This window comes from Flavobacterium kayseriense, from assembly GCF_014305095.1.
GTDB lineage: Bacteria > Bacteroidota > Bacteroidia > Flavobacteriales > Flavobacteriaceae > Flavobacterium > Flavobacterium kayseriense.
Genome location: NZ_JACRUI010000002.1, coordinates 203,899 through 221,444, shown reverse-complemented (window position 1 = coordinate 221,444; position 17,546 = coordinate 203,899). Strand labels below are relative to the sequence as shown.

Sequence of the window (17,546 nt, the reverse complement as noted above, 5' to 3'; positions counted from 1 at the left end):
ATCAAAATTATCAACTTGAAAAAATACTTAGTACGACAATACGAATCGAAAGATTATCAGGATTGGAATGCCTTTATCGGCAAAGCCAAGAATGCTACTTTTCTCTTTAATCGTGATTTTATGGAGTACCACAAGGAGCGTTTTGATGATTTTTCGTTGCTGATTTTTGATGATAAAAAATTAGTTGCTGTTCTGCCTGCAAATAGAGTTGGAGCTATCGTTCATTCACATCAAGGCCTGAGTTATGGTGGTTTAATTTACTGCGAACAACTCAGTCAAACTGCTGTTTTAGCTATTTTTAAAGTAGTAATGTTGTTTTTAAATAGGCTTGATATACAAATCGTAAACCTTAAAATAACCCCTTCAATTTACCATCATAAACCTGCTGAGGAATTGCTTTATGCGCTGTTTTTGGTCGAGGCCAAATTAATTCGCAGAGATGTCTTATCTGTAATTGATTTGTCTAATGCAGGGACTTATTCGAAAATTAGAAAAAGAGGAATAAAAAAAGCCATCTCCAAAGATTTAATGATCAAAGAAGAGGTTGATTTTGATGGTTTTTGGAATGAAATATTAATTCCAAATTTGAAACTTAGACATAATATAGTACCAGTTCATTCCTTAGAAGAAATTAGTCGCTTAAAGTTGCTTTTTCCAAATAACATTCGACAATTTAATGTGTATGATGCGGGCGAAATTGTGGGAGGCACGACTATTTTTGAATCTGAAAAAGTGGCGCATAGTCAATACGTTTCTAAATTTGGATCAGAAGAAACAGGCAGTTTAGATTTTTTGTTTGATTATTTACTACAAAAAGAGTTTGCAGGAAAACGCTATTTTGATTTTGGTATTTCGAACGTTGACCAAGGCAAAAAACTGAATGAAGGATTAACGTACTGGAAAGAAAGTTTTGGAGCGAGTACAATTGTTCAAGATTTTTATGAACTTGAAACAGCTAATTATTTTAAATTAGAAATGCCAATTATATGATACCTTTCCTAGACTTAAAAAAGATAAACGCGGCGTACGAATATGCTTTTCAAGATAAACTGAAGTCAGTTTTAGCAAGTGGTTGGTATGTTCTAGGAAATGAAGTAAAAGCATTTGAAACGCAGTTTGCTGCTTACTGTAATGCAAAATACTGTATAGGAGCGGGTAATGGTTTTGATGCTTTAGTGCTAATATTTAAGGGGTATATTCAATTAGGTAAATTGCAAAAAGGAGATGAGGTAATTGTACCAGCGAATACCTTTATAGCAAGTATTTTAGCCATTATGGAAGCTGGATTGGTTCCCATTTTGGTCGAGCCAAAATTAGAAACTTATAATTTAAATACTGATTTAATATCTGGAAAAATTACATTTAAAACCAAGGCTGTTTTAGCCGTTCATCTATATGGACAATTGGCCGAAATGGAGGCGATACTAGCTATTGCAAAGGAACATGACTTTTTAGTTATTGAGGATGCCGCTCAGTCTCACGGTGCTTATTTTGAAGAAGAAAGTAAAAGTGGGCTTGTCAAGAGGGGAGATGCGCAGGCTTATAGTTTTTATCCGGGGAAGAATTTAGGTGCTTTAGGTGATGGTGGAGCGGTAGTGACGAATGATGAAGCGTTGGCCAAAGTTGTATCAACACTCAGGAATTATGGCTCTGAAACGAAATATTATTATGAATTTCAAGGTGTGAATTCTCGGTTAGATGAATTGCAAGCGGCTTTTTTAAATATTAAATTACCTAATTTAGACCGCGATAATGATAAAAGAAGAGTAATTGCTAGTAGGTATTTATCTGAAATTAATAATAAAAAAATAGTTCTTCCAAGTTGGGATAAATCAACTAATCACGTATTTCATTTGTTTGTAATTCGAACTAAAAACCGCCAAGAATTGCAAGAGTATTTGCACCAAAACGGAATTGAAACGATTATACATTATCCTGTTCCGCCGCACAAGCAAAGCGCACTAACTGCGTATAATAATTTATCTTTTCCAATCACAGAACAAATTCATGATGAAGTTTTGAGTTTGCCCATAAGTCCTGCTTTAACAAACGAAGAGGTAGATCTTATTGTAAAAATTATAAATCAATATTAGATAGTATGCGGTACTAATTTTGAATCGAATAAACAATGAAACAAGTAAAGGATACATTTAAATCTTATCTTCCTGCCTCAATATGGTGGTTTCTTGTTGTTGCCAAAAGTAAATCTATAAAAAAATACCAATCAATTTGTAATTGGTTCTTGATTATGCAAGCGCCTAGTAAACATCGAAAAGCTTTGAGCAAGGTTCGAGCAAAGAATAAAGTGAAAGTTGCTTTTTTTTTGACATATGAATCAGTTTGGAAATACGACTTACTCTATAACTTACTACTTGTACATCCTAGGTTTGAACCTGCACTTTTTGTTTGTCCAGTTGTGAGTTTTGGTCGAGAATACATGTTGTTAGAAATGGAGAAAACCTATCAGTCATTCATACAAAAAGGGTACGAAGTAACCAAAACGTACAACGAAAAGGAGTATTTAGATATTAAAAAAAGTTTTCAGCCAGACATGATTTTTTATACCAATCCATATGAGGGAGTTCAAGATTATAGATATTACATAAAGCAGTTTTCTCATACTTTGACCGGCTATGTTCCTTATGCTATTATGACTACCAAATATGAGTTGTTTTACAATACGGATTTTCATAATTTAGTATGGAAAATATTTTCAGAAACACCTATCCATCAACAAATAGCACATGAAAAACAGATAAATAAAGGTCAGAATAACGTCTTGACCGGATATCCTGGTTTCGATTCCCTGCTAATTCGTAAGAACCCTAATTATTTAGTTTGGAAAAACACAAGCAATGAGTTAAAAAAAGTTATTTGGGCTCCACATCACTCTATGAACGAACTCAATCAAGTGTCTAATTTTTTAGAATATTGTGATCTGTTTCTGGAATTAGCCGCAACCTATAAAAATCAAATTCAGATAGCCTTCCAACCGCACCCGTTACTCCGTAAAAAATTAGAACAAGATCCCAGTTGGGGTTCAGATAAAACAAAGGCTTATTATGATAAGTGGGATAATTTAGATAACGGACAATTTAAAAGTGGTGATTATGTTGATCTTTTTTTAACTTCGGATGCTTTAATTCACGATTGTGGATCTTTTATGGCCGAATATTTAGTTGTTGGTAAACCTGCTCTTTTTATGATCAGAAAAGAGTCTGTTATGGAACAATGGAGTACTTTTGGTCAACAAGCAATCGAGGTGCATTATCAATCGAGAAACCAACAGCAGCTCATCGATTTTATTGAAAATGTGGTTTTAAAAGGACAAGACGAAAAAAAAGAAGTGCGTGCTGAATTTGTCAATGATATACTTTTAAATAAAAATAAAGTTACCGCATCCCATAAGATAATTCAGTTTTTAGAGCGGGAACTGTTATCGTCTTAACCATTTTAAATTTAAATAGCACTAAATGAATATAGCTGTCATCTTGGCCGGAGGTATAGGAAGTCGATTAGAAAAAGCATTGCCCAAGCAATTTTTTAAAATTGCAGGAAAAATGGTTTTGGAACATGCTGTAGATGCTTTTGAGAAAAATATTTTGATCGATGAAATTGCAGTAGTTGTCAATGAGCATTACATATTTATGATCGAAGATATGATTCTTAAAAACGAATGGACCAAAGTGAAGCGTATTTTAATTGGAGGTAAAGAACGCTATCATTCTAGTTATGCCGCAGTTAAGGCTTATGCTGCTGATGAAGATGCTAATTTAATATTTCACGATGCTGCTCGTCCGTTAGTAAGTCAACGCATTATTAATGATGTGGTCAAAGCTTTAGATAAGTACAATGCGGTTGATGTGGCTATTCAGTCAGCGGATACAATTATAGAGGTTGAAGGCAAAATAATAAAGGAAATTCCAGACCGAATAAAAATGCGAAGGGGACAAACTCCGCAAGGTTTTAAGCAAAAAGTAATCGCTAGTGCCTATGACCTTGCTTTCACTGACAAAGATTTTAAAGCTACTGATGATTGCGGAATTGTAAAAAAATATTTGCCCACAGAACAAATCGTTGTTGTTGAAGGCGATGAAGTAAACATGAAATTAACGTATCTGGAGGATACTTATATCTTAGACAAACTATTTCAGTTAAGATCAGGCGAGATTCATAATGTACCCCTGAACAAGGAATTACTTGATAGTAAGGTGATGGTCGTTTTTGGAGGAGGTTCAGGTATTGGAAAATCTATAGTTGATTTAGGAATTGCAAAAGGAGTTAAGGTTTACAGCTTTTCTAGAAGTCAGAATAATGTTGATATATCTAATTTTGATGCTGTAAAAAAGGCACTACAAGAGGTGGTTGCCAGTGAAGGTAAAATAGACTTTGTAGTAAACACAGCTGGTATATTGCACAAAGAACCATTAGCAACAATGGAACATCAAGCAATTTGTGATTCAGTGAATACTAATTATTTAGGGATGATAAATATAGCTCTGGCTTCAGTAGACTATCTCAAGAAATCTCAAGGTAATTTGCTGTTTTTCACGTCTAGTTCTTACACAAGAGGCCGTGCTTTTTTTAGTATATATTCATCAGCTAAAGCAGCCACTGTAAATTTTGTCCAAGCAATTTCACAAGAATGGGAACCCTTTGATGTTAAGGTAAATTGCATTAATCCAGAGCGAACAAAAACTCCTATGAGAACAAAAAATTTCGGAAATGAGCCTGAATCGACTTTGCTAAATCCAGATGTAGTAGCAATCCGAAGTATTCAAACTTTATTGTCAGGTTATACCGGTCAAGTAATAGACGTTCGATTAGAAAGCGAATAGTTAATAAATACCAATACACTACTAATGCAAAAAACCTCATTAAAATCAGCTGCTGTAAAAGGAGTCTTATGGTCTGCGGTTGACAAATTTGCAGGTCAAATGGGGCAATTTATAGTTAGTATTGTACTAGGAAGATTGTTAATGCCCGAGGATTTTGGTTTAATTGGTATGCTTGCAATTTTTATAGCTCTGTCACAAACGTTTATTGAGAGTGGTTTAGGTATGGGATTAGTTCAAAAACAAGAGAGAACAGCTCTAGATTTTTCGACCGTATTCGTATTTAACTTACTTATAAGTGTACTGTTTTACTTTGTTTTATTTGTAATGGCACCTTATATAGCTGTTTTTTTTCGCCAGCCACAGCTAGTAGATTTGACTAGAGTTTTAGGATTAAGTTTATTTATAAATGCTCTTGCGATTATCCAAAGAACGAATTTAACTATAGCTATGGACTTCCAATCTATCGCTAAAAGTAATCTTTTTGGTGTTGCGTTGGGAGGTTTAGCAGGCGTGCTTTTTGCTTTAAACGGCTATGGCGTTTGGTCTTTAATAGTCCAAATGTTGATAGGTTCAGTAACAACTGCTATTGCATTGTGGTTTTACGGAAAATGGAAACTATCTCTTATATTTTCAAAAAAATCTTTCCAAAAATTATTTGGCTATGGATCTAACCTTTTAGTAGCTAGTCTATACACACAAACACTGAACAATATATACAATATTTGTATTGGTCTCTATTATTCCACAACATCTTTGGGGTATTATACAAGAGCTAAAACATTCGCTGATATTTCTGCGGGTACCATTGGCACTGTTTTACAACAAGCAACATTTCCCGTATTTAGTTCCATTCAAACAGACAAGCAACGGTTAGTCTCCATATTTGGTAGAGTGATAAAAATGGCAGCTTTTTTAAATATTCCTTTGATGACATTCATCGCTTTATTAGCAAAACCAATTGTAGTTTTGTTACTCACAGAAAAATGGATGGCTTTAATTCCGATGTTGCAATGGATGATGTTCGCACGAGTTTTTCTACCCATGAGCGCAATAAACATGAATGTCTTAAATGCAGTAGGACGATCTGACTTGTTTTTGAAAGTAGACTTAAGCAAATTACCAATAACGCTGCTTGCTCTTGTAATTACAATTCCGATAGGAGTTAAAGCTATGATAATAGGCCATGTAATTACTGCAGCAATTTCATTTGCAATAAATGCGTATTTACCAGGAAAATTATATGGATACGGTCTTGGGAGACAATTAAAGGATATGTTTCCTGTACTAATTGCAACAATAGGAATGGTCTTAATTATTGTCGTAATTCTGGCTACTATTGATGATTTGGCGCTGCAATTGGTCTTAAGTGGGTTTTTAGGATTATTTGCCTATCTAGGTATTTGTCGCATGCTGAAAATAGAGGAACTTAACGAATTTTTAGAATTACTTTTAAAACTTAAAGTAAAAGTAATGGGCACTCAAAAGTGAATATGAATTGCAAGTGCTTACTCTTCATTCCAAGCGGAGAGATATCGTGCAGCAACTGTTCTATAATTGTGTTCCTTCTCAATAAATTGTCTTGCACGCACACTGATGGCAGTAATTTGCTGATGATTTTCGATGAGATATGACAAGGAACTCACCAGTGATTCAACGTTTGGCAAAGCATTAATACAAACAGGATCATTTAATTGATAATACTCTTCAAATTCTTTTTCAGCACCTGTAAAAACAACTTTGCCTTTTGACATTGCTTCTAAGGCATTGTAACCCTGATCATACGTAAAGACCTGATCAAGTACAATATGACTTTTATTGTAAAGATCAATGTAGGTTGCGTAGGGTACACTTCTGGCAGTAATTATTTCGACATTTTTAGAGTATTTATTTTCAATAATCTTTAAAGCATCTTCAAAATATCCGTTGCCTTTTTTAAAGTAATTGGCCTCATTTATCCCGTGAAAAATAATAATTTTATTCTCAATCTGCATAGGGCTGTAAGCCAATTTGTCAATATTTATTGGGTAAGGAATTAATTTCTTGGCTCGTGGATGATTTTCTAGCGGAATAGCGTAATCTAAATCTCCGGGTATGACTGCTGTACTATTTTTGTATACAAAATCATGTAATTCTTGGAAGGGTTTAGTTGTATAGCGCAATGTGTACGGGCAATGGCCTATTTTTGGATTTGCTTCACATGGCGTAAGAACCGAATAGCGAAATTGTCCTTCAAGCATATATTTTACGCTTACAAAGTCGTCGCCACAGGATGATAAATATACTTTTTTATTATTTTTAAAAATATAGCCAAGCATTTTCTTTTCTAAAAAAATAGTCGACTGTAAGGGATATTCGTTAATTAATTGAACCACATCAAAACCAACTAGTTTTTTTCTGTTTTTAAAAAAGCGATAAGCAGTTTCAATTTGTGCAAGATCACAGTTGAAGAGTCGGTAGACGCCTTGTCTGATTTTATTAAGCCAGTAATTTTTTTTAAAAACTTTCGCAAAAACAGAAATATCTAAGGGGTAATCCTTAAAATCATTGTCTCCAATAATAACTACATCATGTCCAAGTGCAAGTAAGCCTTCCTTTAAAGAATTATGGAATCTGCTGTATTCGCCCACTAATAAAATCCGCATGAATAGTTATATTTGTTTTCGAAATTAGTGAATTTGCTTTATGACTCAAAAGAAAGAGTACAAAATATGTCTTATTAGCGAACAATTAGCCTCAGGCGGGGCAGAGCGCTGTGCTGCTTTGCTGTCTCAGTTTTTCGAAAGTAAGGATATAAAGGTACATCATATCATTGTTATCGATAAGGTAGATTATGAGTTTACAGGGGAACTGTTGAACCTTGGTAAAATTAAAAGCAGCTCTAATACTGTTTTTAATAGGTTAAAAAGATTTTGGGTTTTACGAAAGTATTTACAAACAAACCACTTTGACTTCATTATCGATTTTAGAGTAAAAAACAATCAATTTCAGGAATTAATTACAACAAGGTTGCTGTACAAAGCTCCTTATGTTATGACTGTTCACAGTTATATGACCGACTTGTATTTTCCTAAATGGCATTTTTTGGCAAAACGTATCTACAGCAATGCTCTGGGGATCGTAACTGTATCACTAAAAATAAAAGATAAAATAAGCAGTGAGTACGGATACAAAAATATAAATACAATCTATAATCCGATTGCGATGAATGAAATTTTATCTAAATCTGAGCAACAAATTGAATTAGATTTTGACTACATAATTAGTGTAGGACGAATGGACGATACTGTAAAACAGTTTGATAAATTGATTATGGCTTACGCCGAATCTAGATTGCCCATTAAAAAAATAAAATTAGTAATTCTAGGTGATGGGTTTCTACGTACCGCACTACAGCAGCAAGTAAAAATACACAATTTGCAGGATGTGATTGTGTTTTTAGGCTGGCAACAAAATCCCTTTACCTACATGAAAAATGCGAATTTCACCGTTTTATCTAGCAAAAACGAGGGTTTTGGTACTGTTTTAATAGAGTCTTTAGCGTGTGCTACACCTGTGGTTGCGTTTGATTGTTTGTCTGGACCTAGTGAGATTATACAAGATAGACAAAACGGACTTTTAGTGGAGGATCAGAATTTTGAAAAACTAACACAAGCCATGAATCTAATGATTGAAGATGCCGCTTTATACCAAACTTGTAAACAAAATGCAGTTGCTAGTGTACAACAGTTTTCACTGGAAAATATAGGAAAACAATGGATAGAATATTTAAAAATTGATGTAAGTTAGCTTTATGAATGTAGCATTGATTGAAATTCCTAAAATAGAAAATATTCTTGGCACAATAGGTGTCATTGAAAATGATACGATGCCTTTTGAAATGAAAAGAGTTTATTATTTATATGATATTCCCACTTCAGCTAGTCGTGGCGGACATGCGCATAAGGAGTTAAGACAAGTGTTAATTGCTGTATCTGGTAGTTTTGATGTAATTGTCAAAGATGGTGTGACACAAGAAAAAATAACCTTAAATAAACCAAACGTAGGTTTACTAATTAATACAAATATTTGGAGAGAATTAGATAATTTTTCCTCTGGCGCTGTTTGTTTAGTTTTGGCTTCGGCAGTGTTTGATGAGACCGATTATATTAGAGACTTCCAACAGTTTCTAGAATACATTCAATAATTTAATAGCTTGTAAAACGATATCCTTTATTGACAAAGTATCTTTTCGTTTTTTGAATCACTCTCAGAAAAAACGATGGAGTATTTAGTAAAAGCCGTTGTTTGTAATTTAGCCCTGAAATTTTAGGATCCTCATGAATCCTTGTTTTTAGTACTTGATAGTTTACTAAATCATTTTCGATTTTATACATTTTAGCAAATATATAGCGGTGAAAATCCAAGTATTTTTTTAGACTGAAATTTGTCTTGGCTAGAATTTCATACGAATCTAGGTTGGGTAGTACTTTGTTTTTTAGAGTTGAAGTGGTAATTTGATTTTCAGAATTCACGGTGTATTTTACCAATGAAGAAGTAGAATAAGCAAGTTGGAAAGTAGTATTAACTCTAATATTAAAATCAACATCTTCCCCAAAGGTGATTTTCTCTTCGTAGCATCCAATGGAATTAAATACAGCTTTGCTGACACATAAGCTTGAAGGACAGTAAATAGGCTGATTTAAGCTTGACTTGAAAAAGTCATGTACCAGAAAATTGCTTCCAGGAAATTGTAGCTTCGTTCTTGGCGTGAGCGAGACAGTTTTACTATAAATTTCTAAATAATTTGTAGCGAACAGCTTCGCCTCTGGATACTTATCGATTAAGCCTACTATTGTTTCAAGGTAATTGACATCCCAACAATCATCAGCGTCCAAGAATGCAATGTATTGTCCTGAGGCCATTTTAATTCCACTATTTCTTGCCGCCGATAGGCCTTGGTTTTTTTTGTGCTGTATGATTTTTACTTTGGCGGAAGCCAAGGTATTAGCAATTTTTAAACTGGAGTCAGTAGAGGAGTCATCAATTATTAAAATCTCAAAGTCAAAAAAGCTTTGATCAAGAATACTCTGTAGGGTAGCCTCGATAAAATTTTCTTTATTGTATAGTGGAACGATGACCGAGAAAAAAGGCATTTATTTTGTGTTTAAAGAACAAAAGTAACCAATTTTATAAACGTCAAATAAAATCATTGAGGGTTTTTTAGAAAGTAAATTCTTTTCTAAAAGTACTGCGATACAGTTGTAGAGCGTTCCGGTAATGGTTACTAATTTTAATTTTTGTAAAATATAAAAAGTGCTAAGTAGTTTGGTCGATAATGAGGGTTGCACTTTTTTTATTGATAAAAGTGTTTGTAAAGCTTCTTTCGTTTTTAATAAAAAAAGATTGGAGTTCTCTAAATTTAAATGATACACTGGATTGTCAATTTGGTCAATTAGTATGTTTTTATTTTTGAGTGTGTCGATAAAAACCCTGTCTTCGTAACCATAGGTTGTAATAGTTTCATCAAGCTGTAAAGATTCAAATAGAGATTTTCGAATGAGAAAATTAGATAAAAAGGAAGATTGATAAGGGCACCTCTGTCTGTGATCTATTGTTTTTACTTCTCTTTTTTGACCATAAACCCATCGAAGCAATTGGTCATTTTTAGGTCTCGTTTTGGCATAAGATAGACCTCCAAAAATAGCCATACAAGAGGATTGCTTTATTAGTTTTAAGTAAGAAGTGATAAATAGTTTGTTTTTTGGAAAAGTATCACAATCTAAAAATAAAAGCCATTCATAAGTTGCTGAAGCTGCTAATAAGTTTCTAATCTTACTTCGACCAATATTTTTATCCAGAAATAATATGGAACATTTTTCTAATCCTGAAATGGTACTGTTTTCATCCTTAAAATGTGAAGAACAGTCGTCAATGCAAATAATCTCAAATTCGATATTGCATTCCGTACACTGTCGCTGCAACTCTTTTACTAAAAGTACTGCGCTGTAATTGTATATCGGAATAAGGATGGAGATCATTACACGGTTCTCTGAACTACTTCAAAGATCTTAGTGTCTTCACATTTTAATGTTTTCGCAGGGAATTTCATTAACAAGGCATAATCATGAGTTGCCATAATGATTGTTTTTCCGTTTTCATTGATTTTACGTAAAACCTCAAGGACCTCGGTGCTAGTTTGAGGATCTAAGTTTCCGGTTGGTTCATCAGCAAGTATAAGTTCGGGATCATTAAGTAATGCTCTTGCTATTGCCACACGTTGTTGCTCACCACCAGAAATTTGGTGTGGCATTTTACCAGCGTATGCTTTCATACCTACTTTGTCTAGTACTTCATCAATTTTACGATCCATTTCATTAGCGTCGATCCAACCTGTAGCTTTTAAAACAAAAAGCATGTTGTCTTTGATGGAGCGATCTGGAAGTAATTTAAAATCTTGAAAAACAATTCCTATTTTTCTTCTTAAAAAAGGAATTTCATCTTCTTTAAGTGTATCTAAACTGAAATCTACAACATGTCCTTCACCTTCTGTCAAGGGTAAATCAGCATATAAGGTTTTCATTAAACTACTTTTCCCTGATCCTGTTTTCCCAATGATGTATAAAAATTCACCACGATTTACTTCTAAATTGACGTTAGATAAAATTACTTTATCCTCTTGATAAATAGTTGCGTTTTTTAAAGACAGAACTGCTTGCGACATAATTTGAGTTGTTTATGGTGTAAAAGTAATTATCAATTATGAATTTTCGCTTATCAATTATTGATTTTTTATAGAATGTTAAAAATTTGTTTATAATAAAATAGATTTACAGCCCGTTATAAACAGTATAATGCAATACATTTGAATATCTAAATAATAAAAACAATGCGTAAAATTTCAGGGCTCTTATTTTTATCGATTTTTGGTGCATCGCTATCAGTTTCAGCGCAAAAATCTGCTATATATACTCATGATTTAAAGGATTACAATAAAGCAATCGCCTTATATAATGACAATCAATATGCATCTGCTCAGCTGATTTTTAATAAAATAAAATTAGAAACAAGTGACGAAGAGCTAAAGTCGGACTGCGCTTATTACGATGCTTCTTCGGCTATCAGGCTGAATCATGCTAATGCTGATGATAAAATGGAAAGCTTTGTGACAAATTTTCCAACAAGTGCCAAGAGTAATCAAGCTTACATAGAAGTTGCACATTACTATTTTGATCAAGGGAGTTATCCGCAAGCTTTACAGTGGTTTCAAAAAGTAAATGAAAACCAACTAAGTTCAACTGATCGTGATAAATTTAATTTCCAAAAAGGGTATGCTTTTTTTAGTTCAAAAAATAAAAAAGAAGCAACTACGTATTTCAATAAGGTTGTAAATACTAAAGAATATGGTTCTCAGGCCAAATATTACTTAGGTTTTATTGCTTATGAAGGAGATGATTACAAAGAGGCGACAAGATATTTTGACGAAGTATCAGGCGAAGAAAAGTACAAGGAGAAGCTTTCCTATTACCAAGCCGATATGAATTTTAAGTTAGGAAACTTTCAGAAAGCGATTGAATTGGGAGAAAAGGCCATGCCTAAATCTTCTGCCTTAGAAAAATCAGAATTGAATAAAATTATTGGAGAAAGTTATTTTAACTTAAAGCAATACGATAAAGCAATTCCATATTTAGCACAATATAAAGGAACAAAGGGAAAATGGAATAATACTGATTATTACCAATTAGGGTACGCTTATTACAAACAAAAGAATTTTGAAAATGCTATTTCTCAGTTTAATAAAATTGTTAACGGAAAAGATTTTGTTGCTCAAAATGCTTATTACCACTTAGGAGAGAGTTATTTAAATTTAGATAAAAAGCAAGAAGCGCTTAATGCGTTTAAAAATGCATCTGAGATGCCTTTTGATACCGCAATTCAAGAGGATGCAAGTTTGAATTATGCCAAATTAAGTTATGAATTGGGAAATTCATACCAAAGTGTGCCTTCTATATTGCAAGCCTTTTTAAAGAATTATCCAAACAATGCAAGTAAATCGGTGGTAGAGAAACTATTAATTGATTCTTATATTTCATCAAAAAATTATAAAGAAGCTTTAGTGCTACTTGAAAAAAACAGAAGCCCCGAAAATAAACTAGCCTATCAAAAAGTGACTTTTTACAGAGGTTTGGAAATGTACTTAGATAGAGATTATGTGGGTGCGGCTAAAATGTTCAAAACTTCGATTTCCGGACAAATAGATCCTGAGTTTACTGCAAGAGCTACATTTTGGAAGGGAGAGACAGAGTACATTTTAGCCGATCACAGTAACGCAGCGGTTAGTTATAAACAGTTTGCTGGTATGGCAAAGGCAAGTACAACACCAGAATACAAAAATAGCAGTTACAACTTAGCTTATGCCTATTTTAAGCTAAAAGAGTATGATCAAGCAGCGACTGCTTTTCAATCTCATATAGATAGAGTAAAAGAGGATAAAGTACGTTTGACTGATGCTTATTTAAGATTAGGGGATTGTCTTTTTGTTACAACCAAGTACTGGCCAGCTATGGATGCTTACAACAAGGTAATAGATTTTAAAAGTGTTGATTCAGATTACGCTTCATATCAAAAAGCAATTTGTTATGGCTTTGTTTCTAAAAATGATAAAAAAGTAGAAGAGTTAAATTCGTTTTTAACTTCGTATCCAAAATCAAGTTTAAGAGATGACGCAATGTATGAGTTGGCTAGCACTTACGTTGCAAACGGTAAACAAGACTTGGGACTTAAAACATACGATCGACTAATTAATGAATACCCAAAAGGTTCATATACTGCAAAAGCAGTCTTGCGTCAAGGATTGATTTATTATAACTCAGATCGAAATACAGAAGCTTTAACTAGATTTAAAAAAGTGGCCGCTGATTTCCCTAAAACTCCAGAAGCTTTAGAGGCGGTTTCAACTGCTAGATTAATTTATGTTGATAGCGGGAAAGTAAATGAATATGCTAGTTGGGTCAGGACGTTAGACTTTGTAGCGGTAACGGATGCTGATTTAGATAATGATACATTCGAATCGGTTTTGAAACAATTCGAACAAAACAATACGAGACAAGCGATCTCAGGATTTATGGCGTACAATGCAAGTTTTCCTAGAGGGATTCACGCGTTAAAGTCTAATTTTTATTTGGCACAATCTTATTTTGCCGAAGGTCAAAAGGACAAATCAATTGCTAACTATAGCTATGTAATTAATGAACCAAGGAATGAATTTACGGAGCAATCACTTGCTAGACTGTCACAAGTTTTATTAGATAGTAAGGCAAATGATAAAGCGATTCCAGTATTGATTCGCTTAGAAAATGAGGCTGATTTCCCTCAGAACAAAGTTTTTGCTCAATCGAATCTAATGAAATGTTATTACGAAAAGAAAGATTATGCAAACTCAGTGGTTTATGCTGATAAAGTCCTAAATAATCCTAAAACAGATGATAATGTAAAGAGCGATGCCCAAATAATTATAGCACGTTCAGCGATGCAGACGGGTGATGAATCAAAAGCAAGAGCAGGGTATGCAAAATTGTTAACTATCGCTAAGGGAGAATTAGCGGCTGAAGCTTTGTATTATGATGCCTATTTTAAAAACATTGATGGCAAATTTGAGCCTTCGAATGTCGCGGTACAAAAATTAGCCAAAAATTATTCGGCTTACCGTTATTTTGGTGCAAAAGGATTGATTATAATGGCTAAGAATTTCTACGGTTTAAAAGATAGTTTTCAGGCTACTTATATTCTAGATAATGTAATTAAAAATTTTACTGATTATGCTGATGTCGTAGCTGAAGCGCAACGTGAATTAGATCGTATAAAAGGCGAAGAGTCTAAAACTAATTCCTCAATTGTAAAATAAAAGTTTTTTTATTATTGGCGTTTGCCAAATAAAATTTTTAAAATCAAGAAAATGACTATCCCTTTTTATATTGTTGATGTTTTTACTGAAAAAAAATATGCGGGTAACCAACTCGCAGTGTTTTTTGATGCAGGGCAGTTAACAGTAGCACAAATGCAGGAAATTACGAGAGAAATTAATTTTGCTGAAAGCACATTTGTAACTGCTTTAAATACTGAAAGTAAAACTGCTAACGTTAGAATATTTACTCCAGCTAGTGAAATGCAATTTGCTGGGCATCCTGTAATAGGGACATCTTGGGTAATCTTGCATAAATTATGGAAATTAGATAGTAACAAGATTACTTTAAACGTTCCAGTTGGTCCAATCGCAGTTAAGGAAATAAATGATCAATTATGGCTAAAAGCTGCGCAACCCGAATTTTTAGATTTATTTATGAAAGAAGATTTTGCTTCTTTTAGTAATTTGAGTACTACTGATTTTGATTTGCGTTTTGTTGTTCAAGAGGTTACTACTGGTAGCGCATTTGTAATAGTGCCACTAAAAAGTAAAAAAGCTTTGGAAGCAATTCAACTCGATAAACAAAAAACATCCGATTGGTTAAATGGTAACTGCAAAACGCAACACAAAGCATTGTATTTTTTTAGTTTAGAAAACGAGGAATTACATACTAGAATGTTATGTATAGAACACAATCAAATTATTGAAGACGCTGCCACAGGAAGTGCTAGTACTTGCCTGCAAGCCTTTCTACTAAAATATCATGCACCAGTTATTAATTTAATAAATCATCAGGGAGAAAGTGTTGGTCGTCCTTCGCAAATTTATTTTGATGGTAGTGTTCAAGATAGTGATTATGATATTACGATTGGCGGTAAAGTACAGTTTATAGCTCACGGGGAGTGGCAAGTCTAGTGATGAAACTAGGGGGGAATAAAATTAAGAAACAGCATGTATTGCAAGGGATAGAGATTTATAGCCAAGTAATACAATAAAATATAACAAATAAACATATGAATTTCAATTTCCAAAATAAGATTATTCTAGCGTTGCTTTTAGTAGTTTTTCAAATTTCTTTTGGCCAAAAAAAGGAAGAGACAATTGGCTCAGAAGTAGTAAATGTTGTAAAACCATATACGCCTAGTATTTCGGATGCATTTAAAATTAAAGAAACTCCCAATCTTGATGATGATGGAAATGCCAAGAAAGAAACGATTAGATATAGTATTTTTTCCTTTCCGGTTGCTTCTACGTTCACACCATCAAAAGGAAAAGCAGAAGGAGTTGACAAAACTAAAAAAGAACCTTTGTACAATAATTATGCAACACTTGGATTTGGTAATTACCGCGTTTTTAATGGGGAGTTATTTGTAAATCAAGAATTAAATAATACGGACTATGTTGCAGGTGTATTTCGCCATCTTTCTTCGCAAGGCGGGATTTCGGGCGTAGAATTAGACGATCGTTTTTATGATACCTCTTTAGGATTGACTTATGGAGCAAATTATAATAATATGTCTTGGAATTTTGATCTTGGTTTTCAAAATCAAATTTACAATTGGTATGGATTACCTCAAGACTTTGGTGCTACTTTAACCCCTTCTGATCGATCTACGTTATTGTTTGGTATCGATCCACAGCACAATTATAATACACTTTCGGCAGGAGCGAAGATTGAGTTTAATGATGGTATTTTAAAAGAGGCTACCACAAAATTTAGTCGTTTTACAGATAACTTTAAGTCGGCAGAAAATCGTTTTTATATCAAACCTTCACTACAATTTAATGTGATGGATCAGTTCATAAAAACAAATATTATTGTTGATTACGTTGGCGGAAGTTTCGAGAAAAATTATCAAAATACAAATACGGAGGCTATCAAGTATGGTTATACTAACTTAGGTTTAGCGCCTAGTTTTGTTGTGTTAAAGAACGATTGGACGCTGAATTTGGGTGCATCAGTATTTTACAGCATAGACAGCCAAAACAGCAGTAATAAACTTTATGTCTATCCTAATATTAATGCCTCTTATAAAGTGGTCGGTGACTTAATGATTTTTTATGCAGGAGCAGAGGGAAGCTTAGAGCAGAATTCTTACCAAGACTTTGTAGGTCAAAATGCATTTTTATCTCCAACTTTGAATGTAGCTCCAACAGATAGACAATATGATGTTTTTGCTGGTTTAAAAGGAAAGCTAGCTTCTAATGTGAGTTATAATATCAAAGGTTCTTATGAATTAGAAAAAAATAGAGCATTGTTTAAAAGCAATAATTACACGGAGAATAGTAGTAATCAAGATTATTCTTTTGGAAATTCGATGCAAGTGGTTTATGATGATATGAAGACTTTACGTTTTTCAGGAGACCTAAAAGCTAATTTTTCTGATGCCGTAACTTTTGGAATTGGAGGAGTTTTTAGTGATTATACAAATGCTTTTCAAGCAGAAGCCTGGAATTTACCAACAATACAATTGAACTCTTCGTTAGATGTTATAATTACAGAGAAATGGTATGCAGGTGCTACCGTATTTTATGTTGGAGATAGAAAAGATTTAAAAATAAACAATGATATTGTATATGCCGTGCCTCCTGCTCCAGTTACTTTAAAAAGTTATTTTGATGCTAATGCGCATGTAGGTTACAAGTACAACAGCCAGTTAACAGGATTTGTGAGAGCAAATAATATTGCTAATCAAGGATATCAAAAATGGTTGAATTATCCGGTTCAAGCTTTTCAAATTGTGTTAGGGGCCAATTATAAATTTGATTTCTAGTAAAAAGTATGAAATTAAAAAGAGGGCTATGTTTGTTGCAAACATAGCCCTCTT

General features: G+C 33.5%; 14 protein-coding genes. 10 read left to right on the top strand and 4 right to left on the bottom strand.

The features are described 5' to 3' along the window. Positions 1-15 precede the first annotated feature (15 nt). Genes H8R22_RS07295 through H8R22_RS07275 form a run of 5 tightly spaced genes read left to right on the top strand, consistent with a single transcriptional unit; the run spans position 16 to position 6,326 of the window. Positions 16-990 (top strand): GNAT family N-acetyltransferase, encoded by a 975-nt coding sequence (locus H8R22_RS07295; RefSeq protein WP_187009800.1) that lies wholly within the window; start codon positions 16-18, stop codon positions 988-990. Then, a complete protein-coding gene (locus H8R22_RS07290; protein ID WP_187009799.1) occupies positions 987-2,093 on the top strand; it encodes a DegT/DnrJ/EryC1/StrS family aminotransferase in 1,107 nt (368 codons plus the stop codon). Before H8R22_RS07295 ends, H8R22_RS07290 begins: the two co-directional genes overlap by 4 nt. A gap of 35 nt (positions 2,094-2,128) precedes the next feature. Then, complete coding sequence (locus H8R22_RS07285) at positions 2,129-3,448, top strand: CDP-glycerol glycerophosphotransferase family protein (protein ID WP_187009798.1); 1,320 nt, start codon at positions 2,129-2,131, stop codon at positions 3,446-3,448. Between the two features lie 25 nt (positions 3,449-3,473). Continuing rightward, the gene (locus H8R22_RS07280) at positions 3,474-4,838 is read left to right on the top strand and encodes a bifunctional cytidylyltransferase/SDR family oxidoreductase (RefSeq protein WP_187009797.1); all 1,365 of its coding nucleotides are present in this window, start codon (positions 3,474-3,476) and stop codon (positions 4,836-4,838) included. A 24-nt stretch (positions 4,839-4,862) separates the two neighbouring features. Continuing rightward, positions 4,863-6,326 carry a lipopolysaccharide biosynthesis protein gene (locus H8R22_RS07275; protein ID WP_187009796.1) on the top strand — a complete coding sequence of 488 codons (1,464 nt, stop codon included), beginning with the start codon at positions 4,863-4,865 and terminating at the stop codon, positions 6,324-6,326. A gap of 17 nt (positions 6,327-6,343) precedes the next feature. Here H8R22_RS07275 and H8R22_RS07270 read toward each other — a convergent pair whose 3' ends face one another. Further along, positions 6,344-7,480, bottom strand: coding sequence for a glycosyltransferase (locus H8R22_RS07270; protein WP_187009795.1), 1,137 nt, complete (start codon positions 7,478-7,480; stop codon positions 6,344-6,346). 40 nt (positions 7,481-7,520) lie between these two features. On the opposite strand from H8R22_RS07270, the gene H8R22_RS07265 reads away from it, so the two are divergent. Both H8R22_RS07265 and H8R22_RS07260 read left to right on the top strand, forming a co-directional pair. Continuing rightward, entirely contained in the window at positions 7,521-8,624 is a 1,104-nt protein-coding gene (locus H8R22_RS07265) for a glycosyltransferase (protein ID WP_187009794.1), read from the top strand. Positions 8,625-8,628: 4 nt separating this feature from the next. Continuing rightward, positions 8,629-9,021 (top strand): sugar 3,4-ketoisomerase, encoded by a 393-nt coding sequence (locus tag H8R22_RS07260; protein WP_187009793.1) that lies wholly within the window; start codon positions 8,629-8,631, stop codon positions 9,019-9,021. A 1-nt stretch (position 9,022) separates the two neighbouring features. Here the strand turns inward: H8R22_RS07260 and H8R22_RS07255 are convergent, their stop codons facing one another. From H8R22_RS07255 to H8R22_RS07245, 3 genes are read right to left on the bottom strand one after another with little or no spacing between them, the layout of a single operon-like run. Continuing rightward, a complete protein-coding gene (locus H8R22_RS07255) occupies positions 9,023-9,970 on the bottom strand; it encodes a glycosyltransferase family 2 protein (RefSeq protein ID WP_187009792.1) in 948 nt (315 codons plus the stop codon). Continuing rightward, the gene (locus H8R22_RS07250) at positions 9,971-10,855 is read right to left on the bottom strand and encodes a glycosyltransferase family 2 protein (RefSeq protein ID WP_187009791.1); all 885 of its coding nucleotides are present in this window, start codon (positions 10,853-10,855) and stop codon (positions 9,971-9,973) included. After that, positions 10,855-11,538 carry a cell division ATP-binding protein FtsE gene (locus H8R22_RS07245; RefSeq protein WP_187009790.1) on the bottom strand — a complete coding sequence of 228 codons (684 nt, stop codon included), beginning with the start codon at positions 11,536-11,538 and terminating at the stop codon, positions 10,855-10,857. Before H8R22_RS07245 ends, H8R22_RS07250 begins: the two co-directional genes overlap by 1 nt. A gap of 165 nt (positions 11,539-11,703) precedes the next feature. Between H8R22_RS07245 and H8R22_RS07240 the strand changes: the two genes are divergently transcribed. From H8R22_RS07240 to H8R22_RS07230, 3 genes are all read left to right on the top strand, one after another. Continuing rightward, a complete protein-coding gene (locus H8R22_RS07240) occupies positions 11,704-14,718 on the top strand; it encodes a tetratricopeptide repeat protein (protein WP_187009789.1) in 3,015 nt (1,004 codons plus the stop codon). A gap of 51 nt (positions 14,719-14,769) precedes the next feature. Next, the gene (locus tag H8R22_RS07235) at positions 14,770-15,633 is read left to right on the top strand and encodes a PhzF family phenazine biosynthesis protein (protein ID WP_187009788.1); all 864 of its coding nucleotides are present in this window, start codon (positions 14,770-14,772) and stop codon (positions 15,631-15,633) included. Between the two features lie 98 nt (positions 15,634-15,731). After that, positions 15,732-17,492 (top strand): porin family protein, encoded by a 1,761-nt coding sequence (locus H8R22_RS07230; RefSeq protein WP_187009787.1) that lies wholly within the window; start codon positions 15,732-15,734, stop codon positions 17,490-17,492. The last annotated feature ends 54 nt before the right edge of the window (positions 17,493-17,546 follow it).